Source organism: Paenarthrobacter sp. AMU7, from assembly GCF_041200195.1.
Lineage (GTDB): Bacteria > Actinomycetota > Actinomycetes > Actinomycetales > Micrococcaceae > Arthrobacter.
The window spans coordinates 1,055,527-1,071,757 of record NZ_CP165735.1 but is presented as its reverse complement, the minus strand read 5'-3'; the positions used below and the strand labels follow the sequence as shown (position 1 = coordinate 1,071,757).

The following is a 16,231-nucleotide window of genomic DNA, read 5'->3' as shown; positions in this document are numbered from 1 at the left end:
CCATCCGGAAGCATGCGTCCAAGCGGGGAACGATCGAGCATGCGGAGGATGGCGCTTGCGGCGCCTCAGCGAGGACTACTTAGCTGCGCGCTGCCTCGACACTTCGTACAGCGAGATGCCTACGGCCATGGAAGCGTTGAGCGACTCCATGGCGGAGTCGATCGGGATGGAGACGATCTGGTCGCAGTTTTCGCGGACGAGCCGGCTGAGGCCCTTGCCTTCGGAGCCGACCACGATGCAGACGGGCTCGGTGGCAACGGTGAGGTCAGGCAGGGAGACATCGCCATCGCCGTCCAGGCCCAGGACGTAGATGCCCATGTTCTTGAACTGCTTGAGGGCATTGTTGAGGTTCGACGCGCGGGCCACAGGTACGCGGACAGCGGCACCGGCGCTGGTCTTCCACGCGGACGCGGTGACGCCTACGGAGCGACGCTCGGGAACGATCACGCCGTGGCCGCTGAACGCGGACACGGAGCGGATGATTGCACCGAGGTTACGGGGGTCGGTGATGCCGTCCAGGGCAACGAAGATGGGGGCGTTGGAGATGTGCCCCTTCTTCCACTTGGCCAGGGTTGTCTCTGCGAGGTCATAGGCGTCCTCGTACTCGTACGGCGGGATCTGCAGGACGAGGCCCTGGTGGACAGCATCCTCGGTCATGCGGTCCAGTTCAACCTTGCCGGTTTCGAGCAAGGGGATGCCACGCTCAGCTGCGAGTTTGAGGGATTCCTTGACGCGGTCGTCCATCTCGATGCGGATGGCGACGTGCAGTGCCTTGGCCGGGATGCCGGCGCGGAGGGCTTCGACCACCGAGTTACGGCCGGTGACCAGCTCTTCGGTTGCACGTCCCTTGGGGCCGGAGCGTGCACCCGCGCCACCGGGACGGGTGCCGGATCCGCGCTTGGCAGCTGAGCGTTCAGCCAGCTGCTTGTTCTTGTATGCCTTGTGGTAGGTGCGTTCCTCCGCCTTGGGCGTGGGACCCTTGCCCTCCAGGGCCTTGCGGCCGTGGCCACCGGTTCCGGTGGTGGGGCCCTTCTTCTGCTTGACCGACCGGCGACCATTGTTGGCCATGAGATTCCATCCTTGATTTTGTGAGTAAGTCTGGAATCAAGTCTACTGACCCGATGCAATTCGGCCGCCGCGCGGGTTTCTCAGTCGCGTTTAAGGCTCCAGGTGGCCCCGTCCGCACCATCTTCGACGACGACGCCGGCGGCGGCCAGGGTGTCGCGGATCGCGTCGGATGCGGCCCAGTCCTTGCTGGCCCTGGCGGTGGCCCGGGCTGCGAGTTGAGCGTCGATCAGCACTTCCAATGCGGCGTGCTCGCGCCCCTGCACGGCTTCCGGACGCTTGACCGCATCCAAGCCAAGAACTTCGGTCATGGAGAGCACGCTGTAGAGGGCAGTCTTGGCGGCATCGAGGTCGCCGGACGCCAACGCGGTGTTGCCCGCGCGGACGGTCTCGTGGAGCACACCCAGCGCCTGCGGAACATTCAGGTCGTCGTCCATGGCAGCAATAAAGGCCGCCGGCATGTTGGCCTGCGGTGCCACCTCAGCGGCGGAGCCGCCGCTGAGCCTGGCCGACGCTTTGGCAATGAAACCGTCAATACGCTCGACGGCGGCAGCTGCCTCCTGCAGCGAGGTGGGCCGGTAATCCAGGATGGAGCGATAGTGCGCCTGGCCCAGGTAGTAACGGACCACGCGGGGCGATGCGAGCTCCAGCATTTCGGCCGGGCTCACCGTGTTGCCGATGGACTTGGACATCTTTTCGCCCTCGAAGGTGACCATGCCGTTGTGCATCCAGAAGTTGGCGAATTCATCGCCGGCAGCCTGGGACTGGGCCATCTCGTTCTCGTGGTGCGGGAAACGGAGATCCAGTCCCCCACCGTGGATGTCGAACCGCGGGCCAAGGTATTTGGTGACCATGGCAGAGCATTCGAGGTGCCAGCCGGGACGTCCGGCACCCCACGGGGAGTCCCATTTGGCGGTAACGGGCTCGCCGTCCTTGAAACCCTTCCACAGGGCGAAGTCCCGCGGGTCACGCTTGCCGCGAGGGTCGGCGTCGGGGGCTCCCTGCATGTCATCGATATTCTGCCGCGTCAGCGAGCCGTACTTGCTCCAGGAGCGGACATCGAAGTAGACATCGCCGGAATCGTCCAAGGCAGGGTAGGCATGGCCGCGGTCGATGAGGCGCTGGATGAGCGCGTGCATTTCCGGGATGTGGCCGGTGGCGCGGGGCTCGTAGGTTGGCCGCTGGACTCCCAGGGAGTCGTAGGCGTCCTCGAACTCCTGCTCGTAGCGGTAGGCCAACGCCCACCATTCTTCAGCTTGGCGCGCGCTGGGTTCGGCGTCCCAGTCCGGCCCAAAGGACTGGGCGGACTTGGCAAGGATTTTGTCGTCGATGTCGGTGACGTTCCGCACCACTGTGACGCGGAGGCCACGGAATTCGAGCCAGCGGGTCAGCTGGTCGAAGGCAATGGCCGACCTGACGTGGCCCACGTGCGGCATTCCCTGGACAGTGGCCCCGCAGTAGTAGACGCTGGCCTTGCCGTCTTCGAGGGGAACGAAGTCGCGGACTTCGGCGGAGGCGGTGTCATAGAAGCGCAGGGTCACCGCTCCAGATTAGCCGATGACACGGCATGACCTGCCTACTTGCAGTATTCGCCGATCTTGTTGAACTGGACGGTGAGCTTCTCCTGTTGGTCCTTGGTGGCCGCGCCGAGCGATGAAGCGGCGGCTTCGTCCATGATCGCCGCCATGTCCTTGATCGGGTTGCCGATCTCCGGAGCCAGTTTGTCCGCGATCCCGTGATAGTGCGCAGCGATCTGCTTGGACTGCTGCTGCTGGTTGCCCTCGGGCTTGAAGGTGTCGTTGTTCAGGAACTCGCAGCTGGCCGCCACGTCCATCTTCGGTGTCCCGGCACAACCGCCCAGCAGGAGGACCGCGGCAAGGCCTGCGGACAGCGCCACTGCGGAACGCACGACGTCGGCAGGCAGCTTACGCATGCGGCGCACCTTTCGCGGGACCCGGCTCCGCCGGCGCCACCTCGTGGGCGCTGACCGGGTAAACGAGGGCCGTGGCGACAGCGGAGATTCCCTCGCCGCGGCCGGTGAAGCCCAGGCCATCGCTGGTGGTGGCCGTAACGCTGACGGGAGCACCCGCGGCCTCGCTCAAAACCTGCTGGGATTCTTCCCGTCGGGGGCCGAACTTGGGTCGGTTGGCAACGAACTGCACGGCGACGTTCCCGATCTCGAACCCTGCTGCACGGACGATGCGGGCTGCCTCGCTGAGCAGCGTCACCCCGGAGGCTCCTGCATATTCGGGTCGGTCCGTACCGAAGTGCGTGCCGAGGTCCCCGATCCCGCAGGCGGAGAAGAGCGCATCGGCTGCCGCGTGGGCCACACAATCGCCGTCCGAATGCCCCGAGAGTCCTTGCTCGCCTTCCCAGAAGAGCCCGCCCAACCAGAGCGGTTGGGGATCATCATCGGGGGCGAACGCGTGTACGTCCACACCAATGCCGGTACGGGGCAGGATCATGTCCCGGCTCGACGTCATCAGCCCTCCACCCATCGAATCCCCAGCGGACCTTCCAGGAGGCCTTCAGCGATGATGAGGTCCAGCGGAGTGGTGATCTTAAGGGACTGGCTGGCCCCGCGGACGGAGTGGACCGGAACACCCAGCAGCTCCACCAGCATGGCGTCGTCCGTCACGGTGGCGGCTTGTTTGTCGTCAAAGAGTCCAGCAGCCTCGTGGGCGCGGCGCAGGGTGGCCAGTTCGAAGCCTTGCGGCGTCTGCACGGCCCTGAGGTGTTCGCGCGGCGCCGTTCCCGTGACTACCTCCGGCGCAATGGACGAGTCCGTGCCCGTGGTCTCGGCGACGGTCTTAATGGTGTCCACCACCGGCATGGCCGGAATGACAGCTTTCGCACCGGAGGCCAGGGCATCGGCTACGCGCTCGAAGACGCGCTCCGGGGCCAAGGCGCGGGCTGCATCGTGCACAAGGACGAATTCCGTGCCGTCTTCCAAAGCAGCCAAAGCGGCCCGGACGGAATCAGCACGGGATGATCCGCCGTCGACCACTGAGATTTCCGGGCCACCATCCACCAGGTCAATGGTGAAGTCGGCGATCAACTCGCGGAGTTCGGTGTCGCCCTTGGGCACTGCAATGCAGATCTGGCGCGCAACGTCCGCCGCGACCACCCCACGGAGGGCATGCATCAGGATGGCTTCGCCGCCCAGCGGAACCCGGGCTTTGGGCATGCCGTAGCCGAGGCGCTCACCGGAACCGGCGGCAACCACGATCACGGCCGTAACGGCGCGCTTGGAAGGATTACTCATGGTCACCAGAGTACTTTGTGGCAAAAAGAAACCCGGCGGCGCTTTCGCACCACCGGGGCTCAATTCTTAGGAAGCCAAGACCTCGTCAAGAACGCTTGCAGCCTTCTCTTCGTCTGTCTTCTCAGCCAGGGCCAGTTCTGAAATCAGAATCTGCCGCGCCTTGGCCAGCATCCGCTTCTCGCCTGCGGAAAGGCCGCGATCGTGATCACGACGCCAAAGATCGCGAACGACCTCCGCCACCTTGATGACATCGCCTGAAGCAAGCTTCTCCAGGTTCGCCTTGTAACGACGTGACCAGTTGGTAGGCTCTTCAGTGAACTCGGCGCGGAGAACGTCAAAAACGTGCTCCAAGCCTTCTTTGCCCACTACGTCCCGGACCCCAACAAGGTCAACGTTCTCTGCTGGAACTTCAATGGTCAGATCACCCTGAGCCACCTTGAGCTTGAGATACATCTTCTCTTCGCCCTTGATGGTGCGCATCTTGATTTCCTCAATTTTTGCTGCACCGTGGTGAGGGTAAACTACTGTCTCGCCGACCTCAAAAACCATGTGGACTTTCCCCTTTCCCGCAGATTAGTCTATCACGATTAAGGCATACGACTGGCACCCAGCAGGCCGTTCTACCGCGCCAATACAGGGAAAAAGGCCTTAAACGACTTCCTCCAAGGTCTTGACGTAATCCGGGAAAGATGCTTCGAGCAAGCAACGTGCGACCAAGATCTCCTCCGATGCCCGCGCCATAATGGCCTCCCGAATCCTTATTTTGGCGGGTTTGCCGATAGGCTATGGCTGAAAAGTGTTCCAATGACTCTTGAGGAGTAGGTGTCGTGCGCAATACTGCGATGAACCCTGTCCAGCGCGGCAAGCTGGCAATTGCGGCGGCTGCAATCGGCGTCGGTCTTCTGTCCGTCACCGGCTGCGGATTCGTCAACGCCCAGCAGACTACCCACCAGTACTCGGCATCGGACGGGATCAAAGCTGATCTCGGTCAGTTGCAGTTGCGCAACATCCTGATTGTTGCCTCCGGTGAGAACGAGCCCGGCCGTGTGATCGGCGCCGTCTTCAACCAGTCCAGCACTGATGCGACGCTCACGATCAGCGGCGCGAACGGCGCCCAGACGGAGATCCCGGTCAAGGCCAACTCGGAAACGTTGTTGAACGACACCACGGACGCCGCCATCCTGAGCACCGCAGGCGTGATCCCGGGTGGACTGACTCCGGTCACCATCCGCAGCGGGTCGGATTCCGCCACGATCAACGTTCCGGTGGTCGACGGCACGCTGGCTGAGTACACCAAGTACCTGCCCACCACGCCGACTCCCACGGCAACGCCGACGTCGACGTCGACGTCCACCGAATCCGCAGCAGCCGGCCACTAGCAGGCAGCGCGCTGCAAGACATACAACACAAGGAAGGGTCCCGCCGAGGCGGGACCCTTCCTTTTGTCATTACCGCAGCTATTGCAGCGAAATCTTTACGGCTCGAACTTGTAGCCGAGTCCACGCACCGTCACCAGGTAGCGGGGCGCAGAGGGATCGGGCTCGATCTTGCTGCGGAGGCGTTTCACGTGAACGTCCAGCGTCTTGGTGTCGCCAACATAATCCGAACCCCACACACGATCAATCAACTGGCCGCGCGTCAGCACCCTGCCCGAGTTGCGGAGCAGCATCTCCAACAGTTCGAACTCCTTCAACGGCAGTGATACTTGTTCGCCGTTGACGCTGACCACGTGCCGTTCAATGTCCATGCGGACAGGACCGGCCTGCACGGTGGATGTGATGAGCTCCTCCGGCTCGCCCTGACGGCGCAGGACGGCACGGACTCGAGCCACCAGCTCACGGGAGGAGTAGGGCTTGGTGACGTAGTCGTCGGCGCCGAGTTCCAGGCCAACCACCTTGTCGATCTCCGAGTCCTTGGCCGTGAGCATGATGACGGGCACGCTGGAACGCTGGCGCAACTGTCGGCACACCTCCGTTCCCGGAGTTCCTGGCAGTTGCAGGTCCAGGAGGACCAGGTCCGCACCGTTCCGGTCGAACTCCACCAAGGCATCGCTGCCGTTGTCCACTACCTCGACGTCAAAGCCCTCTTTGCCCAGGAGATAGGACAGAGGGTCGCTGAAGGACTCTTCGTCCTCCACAATCAAAATCCGGCTCAAGCGCTGGCTCCTTGCTCTTGGGCGCCGCTGGCGCCCCCTTGTTGACCCGCGATATGGGGCTGTTGACCCGCGACAGGGGTTTGTTGAATCGCAGTGTTGGCTTGGTTAACCGCCCGGTGGGGTTCGACGGCGGCAGCAGGCGCCTTAGGTTCCCCGGACGCGTCCGCTGTGGCAGCGGGAGCCGGGAGGGCGCCGTCGTCCTCCTGGCCTTCCATCTCCGGCAGGCGGATAGTGAACGTGGACCCCTGGCCGGGCTGGGACCAGACGGTCACCTCGCCACCGTGGTTGGAGACCACATGCTTGACGATGCTCAGGCCAAGACCGGTGCCGCCTGTATGCCGCGAACGTGCGGCGTCAACGCGGTAGAAGCGTTCAAAAACGCGTTCCTGGTCCTCGGGTGTCAAACCCTCGCCCTGGTCCGTCACGGAGATGGCGACGACGCCTTCCCGGGTTCGGATGCCCACTCCCACCCGGGTGTTTTCGGGTGAGTAGCGGATGGCGTTGTCTATCAGGTTGCGCAGCGCAGTCACCAGCAGGTCGCGGTCGCCGAAGACCAGTGAGTCTGAATGGCCGCCCACGACAATCTGGATGTTCTTGCTCTCCGCCGGCAGCTGCGAGCGGTCCACTGCCTCGGTAATCACTGTGTTGATGTCCACCGCATGCCCTTGCTGGGCGACGTTGGCACCCTGCAGGCGGGAAAGTTCAATGATGTCCTGTACCAGGGCTGCGAGCCGGCCGGATTCCTTGTGCATGCGCTTGGCGAAGCGGCGTACGGCTTCCTCGTCATCCGGCGAGGCTTCCAGAGCTTCAGCCAGGAGGGAGATGGCGCCGACGGGAGTCTTGAGCTCGTGGGACACGTTGGCCACGAAGTCGTTGCGGATCTCTTCGGTGCGGGTGATTTCCGTGCGGTCGTCCGCGAGGAGCACGATGTATTCCTGGCCCAGCATGGCCGCCCGCACCTGCACCACGATGGTTCCCTTGCCCAAAGGACCACGGGGAAGCTCGTACTGCTCCTCCAGGATCACGCCGTCGCGGCGGACTTTGGCAGTCATGTCCAGGAGCTGCTTGTGCACCACGGTGTGACCGCGGACCAGGCCGTAGGCATACGCAGCGGGACTCGCACGCACCACGCCGTCGATCACGTCCACCACAACAAACGCACGCCCGACGACGGCTAGCACTTCCGCAGCTCCGTCAGGAAGGCGGGGCTCAGCAACGTCCAGGTCCACAATGCTCCGCTGCCGCTCACTGATCCTGAACGCGAGCATGCCAAAGACGCCCAACGACAGGCCAACGAGGCCGGCGACGACACCTATGAGCAATGGATCCACGGCTCCAGCTTATGCTGTGGAAAGACGGACAAGCATTGATCCGGCGCCAAACGCGGACGGTTCAACTAACGTTCATCTAAAGGTGCCGAACAGTTCACTGGCTCCTGACACAGTTACTGGTTGGACTGCCAATGGTTTTGAAGTCCGGCCCGCATCCAGGGAACCGGATTTCCAAAGAAAGGACGCCTTAGTGCGCAAGGTTTTTCAGGAGGAGCTCACCCAGGTAGGTGACGACCTCATCGAGATCTCCAAGCTGGTTCACGAAGCAATCACGAAGGCCACAACGTCCTTCGAAGGCGCCGACGTGGACCTTGCCCAGGACGTCATCGCGGCGGATGCACGGATCGATTTCCTGCAGAACAGCCTCGACGAGCGTGCCATCGACATCCTTGCCTTGCAGGGCCCTGTGGCCAGCGACCTCCGCATGATCGTGGGTTCGCTGCGCATGAGTGCGTCGCTGGAACGCATGGGTGACCTGGCCCGACACGTAGCCCAGCTGGCGCGTCTCCGCTACCCGGCCACCGTGATCCCTGCTCCGCTGACCCAGACCTTCAAGGCCATGGCGCAGCACGACATCGAGATCACCTCCAAGGTCATCGAGCTCCTTGAAACCCGCGACCTTGAGGTCGCCCGCGACATCCTCAAGATCAACATCGCCGTGGACGACCTCCACCTCAGCGTCTTCAAGGCCATCGCCGCCCCTGAGTGGAGCGAGAGCCCGTCCACCACCGTGGACGTTGCCTTGGCCAGCCGCTACTTCGAGCGCTTCGCTGATCACGGTGTGTCCGTAGCCCGCAAGGTCACCTACCTGGTGACGGGTGAATGGCAGCCTGAAGGCTTCTAGCCCTTCCTATACCGCAGAAACAACGACGGCGGCCGGTCACCTCAGGTGACCGGCCGCCGTCGTGTGGTGCTCAGGCGCTACTTTTTGCCCTGGTTGGCTACCGCGAGGATGGCCTGGGCTGCGGCGTCGGGATCCAGGTAGGTTCCGCCGGGGTTGATGGGCTGGAAGTCCTCATCCAGTTCATAGACCAGCGGGATGCCCGTGGGGATGTTCAGCCCGGCGATGGCGTCGTCGCTGATGCCATCCAGGTGCTTCACGAGGGCACGCAGGGAGTTGCCGTGCGCGGTGACCAGGACGGTCTTGCCGGCTTTGAGGTCTTCCTTGATGTCCGATTCCCAGTAAGGGAGCAGGCGTACCAGGACGTCCTTGAGGCACTCGGTGCGCGGCAGTGCGTCACCAAGATCCTTGTAGCGGACGTCGTGTGCCTGGGAGAATTCGCTGTCGTCGGACAGGGGCGGCGGCGGAGTGTCGTAGCTGCGGCGCCATTCCATGAACTGCTCTTCACCGAACTCGGCCAGGGTCTGGGCCTTGTCCTTGCCCTGCAGCGCGCCGTAGTGGCGTTCGTTCAGGCGCCAGTCGCGCTTGACCGGGATCCAGCCTCGGTTGGCTTTGTCCAGTGCCATGTTGGCGGTGTTGATGGCACGCTTCAAGAGCGAGGTGTAGAGGACGTCCGGCAGGATGTTGTTCTCCACGAGGAGCTCTCCACCGCGGACTGCTTCTTCGCGGCCTTGATCGTTCAGGTCTACGTCCACCCAGCCGGTGAACAGGTTCTTGGCGTTCCAGTCGCTGTGGCCATGGCGCAGCAGAATCAGCTTGTAAGTCATGGTTTTCATCCTAGCCGAGCGGCTCCATTGCCTGCCCGGCATTACGTCCGCGCGAGATAAAGTGGGGGCCGTGGTGCAAAAAGCGGAACGGGTGGGTTCTCCCCGCAGTCGGGGCGGCAACCTGTCAGGCAAACCGATCGGCAACATCACCCGCGGCACCACGAATCCCAACCGCATGCGCCGCCTGGACCGTTGGCTTGCCGGGCCTCAGGCGTGGCGGCTTCGCGCCGCCGTCGAGCCCCTGGTGGTGGACCTGGGGTATGGCGCTTCGCCGACCACCGCCGTCGAGCTTTTTGAACGCCTGCAGTCCGTACGGCCTGATGTCCGCGTCTGCGGGATCGAGATTGAACCGGAACGCGTCAGGACCGCCAAAGCATTGGAGCGGCCCGGGCTGAGCTTCCACGTTGGGGGCTTCGAGGTTCCCGTACCCGGAAATCCGGTGCTGGTCCGCGCCTTCAATGTGCTGCGCCAATACGAGGAGGCCGACGTTGCCCGAATTTGGCGGCTGGTGCAGTCGCGGCTGGCGCCGGGAGGCCTGTTCATTGACGGCACGTGTGATGAGATCGGCCGCCGGGTGACATGGGTGGCCCTGGATTCCGAGCGCCCGTTGAGCCTCAGTTTTTCAGTACGGTTCGGCAGTTTCGAACTGCCGTCCGAAATCGCTGAGCGGCTGCCAAAAGCCCTTATTCACAGGAACGTTCCCGGCGAACCGGTTCACGCGTTCCTGCAGGCGATGGACAAGGCGTGGCTGGAGGCGGCACCTCTGGCGTCGTTCGGAAACCGGCAGCGGTGGACAGGCATGTGCCGTTCACTGCGCGACGCCGGATGGCCGCTTCACGACGGGCCGGCGCGGTGGCGCCTCGGTGAAGTGACCGTGGCGTGGGACGCTGTGGCGCCCCAGTAGCGCTTTCCGGAAGTGCTTACCAGGGACCGTAAGGGCCAACGTTGCGGTTGCCGCCGCTGCCGGCCTCGCGCAGGGCGGGGCGGACATCGGCAAGGTACACGCAGGCCGCGGTGACTGCAGCGATGCCGAAGAGGCCCAAGCCGCTTCCGCCGGTGAAGACCGTCAGTGCCCCGATGGCGAAAGCAATGCCGGTTAGCGCAGTCCAGAACGTCTTGGTCCGCTTGGAAGCGGCCACGAAGAGCGTCGGGCGGTGGCGCAGGCAGTCAGCGAAGGCCCACACTTCCAAGGCAAGGGCTACCAGGCCAAGGATGAAGTACACCGCATTGGTGACAATCGCGATCAAGAATTTTCCGTCCACGCCCTTTAGCCTAGCCGTCCAGCGACTTCAGCGCTTGCTCAAGGTCGGACCAGAGGTCCTCCGCGTTCTCGATTCCAACACTCAACCGGACCAGGTTCTCCGGAACGCTCAGCGGCTCAGCGGTGTGCCGGCGCCGGCGCTCAATCAGTGACTCGACGCCACCCAGCGACGTTGCGGGCAGCCAGAGCTGCAGCGCCCGGACCAGTTCGTCCGCAGCGTCAGCACCGCTGCGCTGTTCGTCTCCGGCAATCTGGATGCACAGGATGGAGCCGAAGCCCTTCATCTGCACCTTGGCGCGCTCGTGTCCGGGATCTGTGGGAAGGCCCGGATAGCGGATCGCTTCAACCCGCGGGTGGGTGCTGAGGCGTTCGGCGAGGGTTGCAGCCGTTGCCTGCGAGCGTTCAATCCGCAGGGCGAGGGTGCGGAGGCCGCGCAGAGCCAGCCAGGCTTCGAACGGTCCGGCGATGCCACCATGGATGATGCGGTGGTGCAGAAGCGTGGCGCGCAGCTCCGGATTGGATGTCACCAGGGCGCCAAGGACCACATCCGAATGTCCGGCCAGGTACTTGGTCACCGAGTGAAGCACGACGTCGGATCCCAGGCTGAGCGGTTGCTGCACCAACGGCGTCGAGAAAGTGTTGTCCGTGACCACGATTGCGCCCACTGCGTGCGCGGCATCGGCCAGTGCACGGATATCGGCGATGCCTAGCATGGGGTTGGTGGGGCTCTCCAGCCAGAGGAGATCGGCTTTCTTGCCGTTCTCCGGGCTGATGAGGGCCTTCACGGCATCCGTGTCCGTGATGTCCACAGTGCGCAGCTCCAGGAAACCCTTCTCTGCCAGCTCCGCGGCCATCACCAAGGACCCCGCGTAGCTGTGGGACGGCATGACAACCACGCCGCCTGCAGGTACCAGCGATAGTGCGGAACTGACGGCCGCGAGGCCGGAGGCGTACAGCAGGCCCGGGAGGGTGGCACCTTCCAACTTGGCGAGTGCATCCTCGAACGGGTCCCACGTGGGGTTGGCATACCGTCCGTAGCCGCGGTCCCCGTCGCTTAATGAACCTGTGCCGAAATAGGTGGAGGACAGGACGATAGGCGGATTCACCGGCTCATCGTGGGCCCGTTCGGGGCGGCCTGCAGCAACGACAACGGTTTCCGGAGACAAATCGGCGGCATGCTGATCGGAAAGGCTCATGGTTTCAGCGTAGCCGCGGGCAAGGCTGCGGATGAAAGGCGTTACGCGTCTTGATGTCAGTGAAGCTCGGTAGGCTAGACGCGTGAGTATTCAGAGCCCAGGTCTTTTTATCGCCTTCGAAGGCGGGGATGGAGCGGGCAAGTCCACGCAGGCCGCCCGGCTCTCTGACGCCCTTCAGTCGCGGGGATTTTCCGTGCTGCACACACGGGAACCCGGCGGCACCCCCATTGGCGAGAAATTGCGTTCCCTGGTCCTGGACCATGGGCACGGAACCATCGATGCCCGTACGGAAGCGCTCATGTTTGCTGCGGCCCGCGCCGCCCATGCGAGCCAGGTGATCCGCCCTGCATTGGCTGAGGGAACGGTAGTCATCACTGACCGCTACATCGACTCGTCAGTGGCCTATCAGGGTGCTGGACGCGGTTTGGGTGCCGAGGGAGTCTTGACGCTCAACCAGTGGGCCACTGATGGCTTGCGCCCGGACCTGACCGTACTGCTCGACGTCGACCCCTCCGATGGCCGCCGGCGGCGGACTGCCGGGGACGCCGCGGAGGACAGGCTGGAGTCCGAGCCTGATGCCTTCCACGCCGCCATCCGCCATGCTTTCCTGGAACTCGCCGAGGCCACACCGTCGGGCTACTTGGTCCTGCCGGCCAATTCCGACATTGACACCCTCGCCGCCCAGATCCTTGAACGGGTGGAATCTTTGCTGGGTGACCGCGTTCCGGGCGACCGTCCGTGAGTGTTTGGGACGACCTCCAAGGGCAGGCACCCGTCGTAGCGCAATTGAAGCAGGCGGCGCAGGGTGAAACCGGCCTCACCCATGCGTGGCTGTTCACCGGTCCGCCGGGATCCGGACGTTCCAATGCAGCCAAGGCCTTCGCGGCAGCGCTGAATTGCGAGCAGGACGACGTCGCCCTTCGCGGTTGCGGTGAATGCGCGGCCTGTCACACGATTCTCGGCGAGACACACTCTGATGTGACATTTGTGCGGACCGAGAAAGTCACCATCACCATTGACGAGGCCCGTGCACTGGTATCCAAAGCGGGTGACAGGCCGGCGACTGGCCGGTGGCGGATCATCGTGGTGGAGGACGCAGACCGCATGGCCGAGCGGACCACCAACGTGCTGTTGAAGGCCATCGAGGAACCCACGCCCCGCACCATATGGATGTTGTGTGCCCCCTCCCCCGCCGACGTCCTGGTCACCATCCGTTCCCGGTGCCGTCCGGTAAGCCTTCGACTTCCGCCGGCATCCGACGTCGCCGATCTCCTGGTAAGGCGCGACGGCGTCGAACGGCAACTCGCTGACCGCGCCGCACGCGCTGCGCAAAGCCATATCGGTATTGCCCGGCGGCTGGCACGCGACGCCGATGCCAGGCAACGCCGCTTGGATACGGTAAGGATTCCCCTTGGCCTTCGCGGCGTCACTGCTGCGGTGATGATGGCCGAGAAGCTGGTGAAAATCGCCACCGAAGAGGCCAACAGCTCCAATGACGAGCGTGATGCGGCGGAGAAAATCGCCCTGTTGGCAAGCCTCGGCGCCCCAGAGTCCGGCACGTTGCCGCCCTCCATGCGCAGCCAGGTCAGACAACTTGAGGACGACCAGAAAAGGCGGGCCAAGCGGTCCATCACCGACTCCCTGGACCGTACCCTGACAGATCTGCTGTCCTTCTACAGGGACGTGTTGATCATCCAGTTGGGGAACGCTGTGGAACTGGTCAACGTTGAGCTCAAGAGCGAACTGGAAGACTACGCCGGCAGTTCAACCCCGGAAACCACCCTGGCCCGGATGGACGCCATCAACAAAGCCCGTGTCCGAATCACCACCACCAACGTGGCTCCCCTGTTGGCGGTCGAGTCCATGGCCACGAGCCTCATCCAGCAATAGGAGAACCCATGACGTCCGCACCCCACCGGCCCGCCGGTGCCCCTTCAAGGGACCGGTCCGCCCAGCGTGGGGCCCGTCGCGGCTTCGTGGCTGTTGGTGTTGCCGTAGCTGCCGCACTGGTGCTGAGCGCCTGCACTGTGCCGTTCCTGCCGGCACCCACGGCCAAGCCGTCCACCAGCACCGTGGATCCCTCAATAGCGGCCTCGGCCCCCAAGGGCCTGGAGAAGTTCTACTCGCAGCCGGTGGAGTGGAGTTCCTGCGAAAATGGCTTCCAGTGCGGCGAAGTCCAGGTGCCCAAGGACTACGCAAACCCAGGGGCCGGCGACATCACGCTCTCCGTCATCAAGTTGCCCAGCACCGGCAACAAGCAGGGATCAATCCTGGTCAACCCCGGTGGCCCCGGCGGCTCCGGGGTGGATTACATCAAGGATGCAGGCAACACCAACTTCACCGAAAAACTGAAGAACAACTTCGATCTGGTGGGCTTTGATCCCCGCGGCGTGAAACGCTCAGCTCCCGTCAAGTGCATGACCGACGCCGAACGTGATGCTGCCCGCGAAAAGGTGTTCCGGAAGAACACCGACGAAGGACTGGAAGCCGCACTGGCCTTCAACAAAGCCTTCGCTGAACAGTGCTTGGAGCAGACCGGGGATGTCCTGGGACAGATTGATACCGTCAGCGCGGCCAAGGACCTGGATGTCCTTCGCGCCGTGGTCAACGACGCCAAGCTCAACTACTTGGGCTTCTCCTACGGCACCTTCCTTGGATCCACTTATGCTGCACTTTTCCCGGACAACGTGGGCCGCCTGGTCCTGGACGGCGCCGTGGATCCGTCCATCAGCAACGAGGAACTGACCGCCGGACAAGCACGGGCCTTCGAACGGGCGATCCGCACCTACGTAGCCAGCTGCCAGGGCCAGAACCAGTGTCCCCTCAGCGGATCCGTAGATAACGGCGTCCAGGAGATCAGGGACCTCATCAACGCCGTGGACCAGAATCCCCAGACCGCCAAGGACGGCCGTTTGGTGACCAGCAATGACTTCGTCAACGGACTGATCCTGCCGCTGTACAACGACCAAAGCTGGCCCGCCCTGACCCAGGCTCTGGAGAGCGCCTTCTCCGGGGACGTGTCCCAGATGATGCGGCTTGCCGATCTTGGGGCCGACCGTGAGGCCAACGGCACCTACAGCTCCAACTCCGCCTTCGCGTTCCAGGCCATCAACTGCCTGGACTACCCCATGGTCACTGACACCGTGGGTATGCGGGCCGAGGAAGCCCGCCTGATCCAGGATTCCCCCACCTTCGGTTCCTTCTTTGCCTACGGCGGAGTCAACTGCAAGGACTGGCCGTACAAGAACACCCGCACGCCTGCACCTGTTGAATACAACGGGTCCGCTCCCATCGTGGTGGTGGGCACCACCGGCGACCCCGCCACTCCCCTGGAGTGGTCCCAGTCGCTGCGCAAGCAGTTGGAAAACGCCTCACTGGTCACTTGGGAAGGTGAGGGGCACACCGCCTACGGCCGCTCGAACTCCTGCGTCAGCACCGCCGTCGACGAGTACTTTGTTGATGGCAAGCTGCCGCAGGACGGCCTGAAGTGCTAGAGGTGCCTGGCTTCGCGTTTTTCCACCAAGAGCGGTAGTTGCTTAATGGAATCCACCACGACGGTGGCGCCGGCTGCTCGCAGCGTCGCTTCGGAGTGCGAGCCCGTCAGCACCCCGGCGATGAGGGACGCGCCCGAGCGGATGCCTGAGAGCATGTCCGAGCTCGTATCGCCGACCACCGCTACCTCGCGCACGTCGTCAAGGTCCAGGGCGAGCACGGCAGTCAGGATCATGTCCGGGTAAGGCCGGCCACGTCCGGCATCGGCAGGACACAGGCTGAGGTCGGCCAGGCCCATCCATCCCAAAGATTCCAGCACCATGTTCTGCGTGTGCCGGCCAAAGCCCGTGGCCAGGCACACCTGCATGCCGGACTCACGCATCCACAGGATGGCGTCCTCCGCGCCCGGAATGGCGCGGACGCCGCCGTCGTCGATCATTTCGTCGTACGCCTTCTCAAAGACCTTGTTGGCACTGGCAGCCACCTCTGCGTCGTCGAAAAGGTGGCTGAACACGGTCATTTTCGAAAAGCCCATGGTGTCCCGGGCATAGCCCAACATGCTCTCGAATCTGCTGCTGCCGGGTTCGATGCCGTGCTCGGCCAGCGCCCGGGACATGGCCAATTCCGTGCGGCCATCATCGGTGATGGTGGTGCCCACCATGTCCACCACCGCCAGCCTCAGCCGGTTGGATGTGTGGCTGGCGTCCCTGGTCAATGCGTCCCCGGTCATTGAGCGGCTCCTTTGGCTTGTCTGTGTGGCGGGTGTACCTCGCCACAGTTGATTCCCCAGCTTCCGGC

General features: G+C 63.6%; 18 protein-coding genes. 6 read left to right on the top strand and 12 right to left on the bottom strand.

What is annotated here, in order from left to right; translation table 11 throughout:
- Positions 1 to 75: 75 nt before the first annotated feature.
- From rlmB to ABQM86_RS05045, 6 genes are all read right to left on the bottom strand, one after another.
- Positions 76 to 1,068: a 23S rRNA (guanosine(2251)-2'-O)-methyltransferase RlmB gene (gene rlmB, locus ABQM86_RS05070; RefSeq protein WP_142936564.1), complete on the bottom strand. Its 993-nt coding sequence runs from the start codon at positions 1,066 to 1,068 to the stop codon at positions 76 to 78.
- Positions 1,069 to 1,148: 80 nt separating this feature from the next.
- The gene (gene cysS / locus ABQM86_RS05065) at positions 1,149 to 2,606 is read right to left on the bottom strand and encodes a cysteine--tRNA ligase (protein WP_369746065.1); all 1,458 of its coding nucleotides are present in this window, start codon (positions 2,604 to 2,606) and stop codon (positions 1,149 to 1,151) included.
- A gap of 35 nt (positions 2,607 to 2,641) precedes the next feature.
- A complete protein-coding gene (locus ABQM86_RS05060; protein WP_280626918.1) occupies positions 2,642 to 2,998 on the bottom strand; it encodes a hypothetical protein in 357 nt (118 codons plus the stop codon).
- Positions 2,991 to 3,530 (bottom strand): 2-C-methyl-D-erythritol 2,4-cyclodiphosphate synthase, encoded by a 540-nt coding sequence (ispF, locus tag ABQM86_RS05055; RefSeq protein WP_369746631.1) that lies wholly within the window; start codon positions 3,528 to 3,530, stop codon positions 2,991 to 2,993. The genes ABQM86_RS05060 and ispF overlap by 8 nt, the downstream gene beginning before the upstream one ends.
- 17 nt (positions 3,531 to 3,547) lie before the next feature.
- Positions 3,548 to 4,330 (bottom strand): 2-C-methyl-D-erythritol 4-phosphate cytidylyltransferase, encoded by a 783-nt coding sequence (gene ispD, locus ABQM86_RS05050; RefSeq protein ID WP_337340381.1) that lies wholly within the window; start codon positions 4,328 to 4,330, stop codon positions 3,548 to 3,550.
- 66 nt (positions 4,331 to 4,396) lie between these two features.
- Positions 4,397 to 4,879: a CarD family transcriptional regulator gene (locus tag ABQM86_RS05045; protein ID WP_011690592.1), complete on the bottom strand. Its 483-nt coding sequence runs from the start codon at positions 4,877 to 4,879 to the stop codon at positions 4,397 to 4,399.
- Positions 4,880 to 5,172: 293 nt separating this feature from the next.
- On the opposite strand from ABQM86_RS05045, the gene ABQM86_RS05040 reads away from it, so the two are divergent.
- Positions 5,173 to 5,709: a hypothetical protein gene (locus ABQM86_RS05040; RefSeq protein WP_207597477.1), complete on the top strand. Its 537-nt coding sequence runs from the start codon at positions 5,173 to 5,175 to the stop codon at positions 5,707 to 5,709.
- 95 nt (positions 5,710 to 5,804) lie between these two features.
- Here ABQM86_RS05040 and ABQM86_RS05035 read toward each other — a convergent pair whose 3' ends face one another.
- Both ABQM86_RS05035 and ABQM86_RS05030 read right to left on the bottom strand, forming a co-directional pair.
- Positions 5,805 to 6,485, bottom strand: coding sequence for a response regulator transcription factor (locus ABQM86_RS05035; RefSeq protein ID WP_020608526.1), 681 nt, complete (start codon positions 6,483 to 6,485; stop codon positions 5,805 to 5,807).
- Complete coding sequence (locus ABQM86_RS05030) at positions 6,482 to 7,807, bottom strand: sensor histidine kinase (protein ID WP_369746630.1); 1,326 nt, start codon at positions 7,805 to 7,807, stop codon at positions 6,482 to 6,484. The genes ABQM86_RS05035 and ABQM86_RS05030 overlap by 4 nt, the downstream gene beginning before the upstream one ends.
- Before the next feature lie 199 nt (positions 7,808 to 8,006).
- Here ABQM86_RS05030 and phoU point away from each other — a divergent pair, with 199 nt between their 5' ends.
- Positions 8,007 to 8,660 carry a phosphate signaling complex protein PhoU gene (gene phoU, locus ABQM86_RS05025; RefSeq protein ID WP_207596369.1) on the top strand — a complete coding sequence of 218 codons (654 nt, stop codon included), beginning with the start codon at positions 8,007 to 8,009 and terminating at the stop codon, positions 8,658 to 8,660.
- Between the two features lie 77 nt (positions 8,661 to 8,737).
- Here the strand turns inward: phoU and ABQM86_RS05020 are convergent, their stop codons facing one another.
- Positions 8,738 to 9,484 carry a phosphoglyceromutase gene (locus ABQM86_RS05020; protein ID WP_207596368.1) on the bottom strand — a complete coding sequence of 249 codons (747 nt, stop codon included), beginning with the start codon at positions 9,482 to 9,484 and terminating at the stop codon, positions 8,738 to 8,740.
- 70 nt (positions 9,485 to 9,554) lie between these two features.
- Here ABQM86_RS05020 and ABQM86_RS05015 point away from each other — a divergent pair, with 70 nt between their 5' ends.
- Positions 9,555 to 10,388, top strand: a complete 834-nt coding sequence (locus tag ABQM86_RS05015; protein WP_280626841.1) for a class I SAM-dependent methyltransferase — start codon at positions 9,555 to 9,557, stop codon at positions 10,386 to 10,388.
- A 16-nt stretch (positions 10,389 to 10,404) separates the two neighbouring features.
- On the opposite strand, the gene ABQM86_RS05010 is transcribed toward ABQM86_RS05015, so the two are convergent.
- Positions 10,405 to 10,746 carry a DUF2516 family protein gene (locus ABQM86_RS05010; RefSeq protein WP_089593784.1) on the bottom strand — a complete coding sequence of 114 codons (342 nt, stop codon included), beginning with the start codon at positions 10,744 to 10,746 and terminating at the stop codon, positions 10,405 to 10,407.
- A gap of 10 nt (positions 10,747 to 10,756) precedes the next feature.
- Complete coding sequence (locus ABQM86_RS05005) at positions 10,757 to 11,941, bottom strand: PLP-dependent aspartate aminotransferase family protein (protein ID WP_369746064.1); 1,185 nt, start codon at positions 11,939 to 11,941, stop codon at positions 10,757 to 10,759.
- Positions 11,942 to 12,023: 82 nt separating this feature from the next.
- Here ABQM86_RS05005 and tmk point away from each other — a divergent pair, with 82 nt between their 5' ends.
- The 3 genes from tmk to ABQM86_RS04990 are packed head-to-tail and all read left to right on the top strand — an operon-like array spanning position 12,024 to position 15,435.
- Complete coding sequence (gene tmk, locus ABQM86_RS05000) at positions 12,024 to 12,683, top strand: dTMP kinase (protein ID WP_337340385.1); 660 nt, start codon at positions 12,024 to 12,026, stop codon at positions 12,681 to 12,683.
- Positions 12,680 to 13,831, top strand: coding sequence for a DNA polymerase III subunit delta' (locus ABQM86_RS04995; protein WP_369746063.1), 1,152 nt, complete (start codon positions 12,680 to 12,682; stop codon positions 13,829 to 13,831). The genes tmk and ABQM86_RS04995 overlap by 4 nt, the downstream gene beginning before the upstream one ends.
- Positions 13,832 to 13,839: 8 nt before the next feature.
- Positions 13,840 to 15,435: an alpha/beta hydrolase gene (locus ABQM86_RS04990; RefSeq protein WP_337340387.1), complete on the top strand. Its 1,596-nt coding sequence runs from the start codon at positions 13,840 to 13,842 to the stop codon at positions 15,433 to 15,435.
- Here the strand turns inward: ABQM86_RS04990 and ABQM86_RS04985 are convergent.
- Positions 15,432 to 16,163, bottom strand: a complete 732-nt coding sequence (locus ABQM86_RS04985; protein ID WP_207596359.1) for an HAD family hydrolase — start codon at positions 16,161 to 16,163, stop codon at positions 15,432 to 15,434. The genes ABQM86_RS04990 and ABQM86_RS04985 overlap by 4 nt on opposite strands.
- Between the last annotated feature and the right edge of the window lie 68 nt (positions 16,164 to 16,231).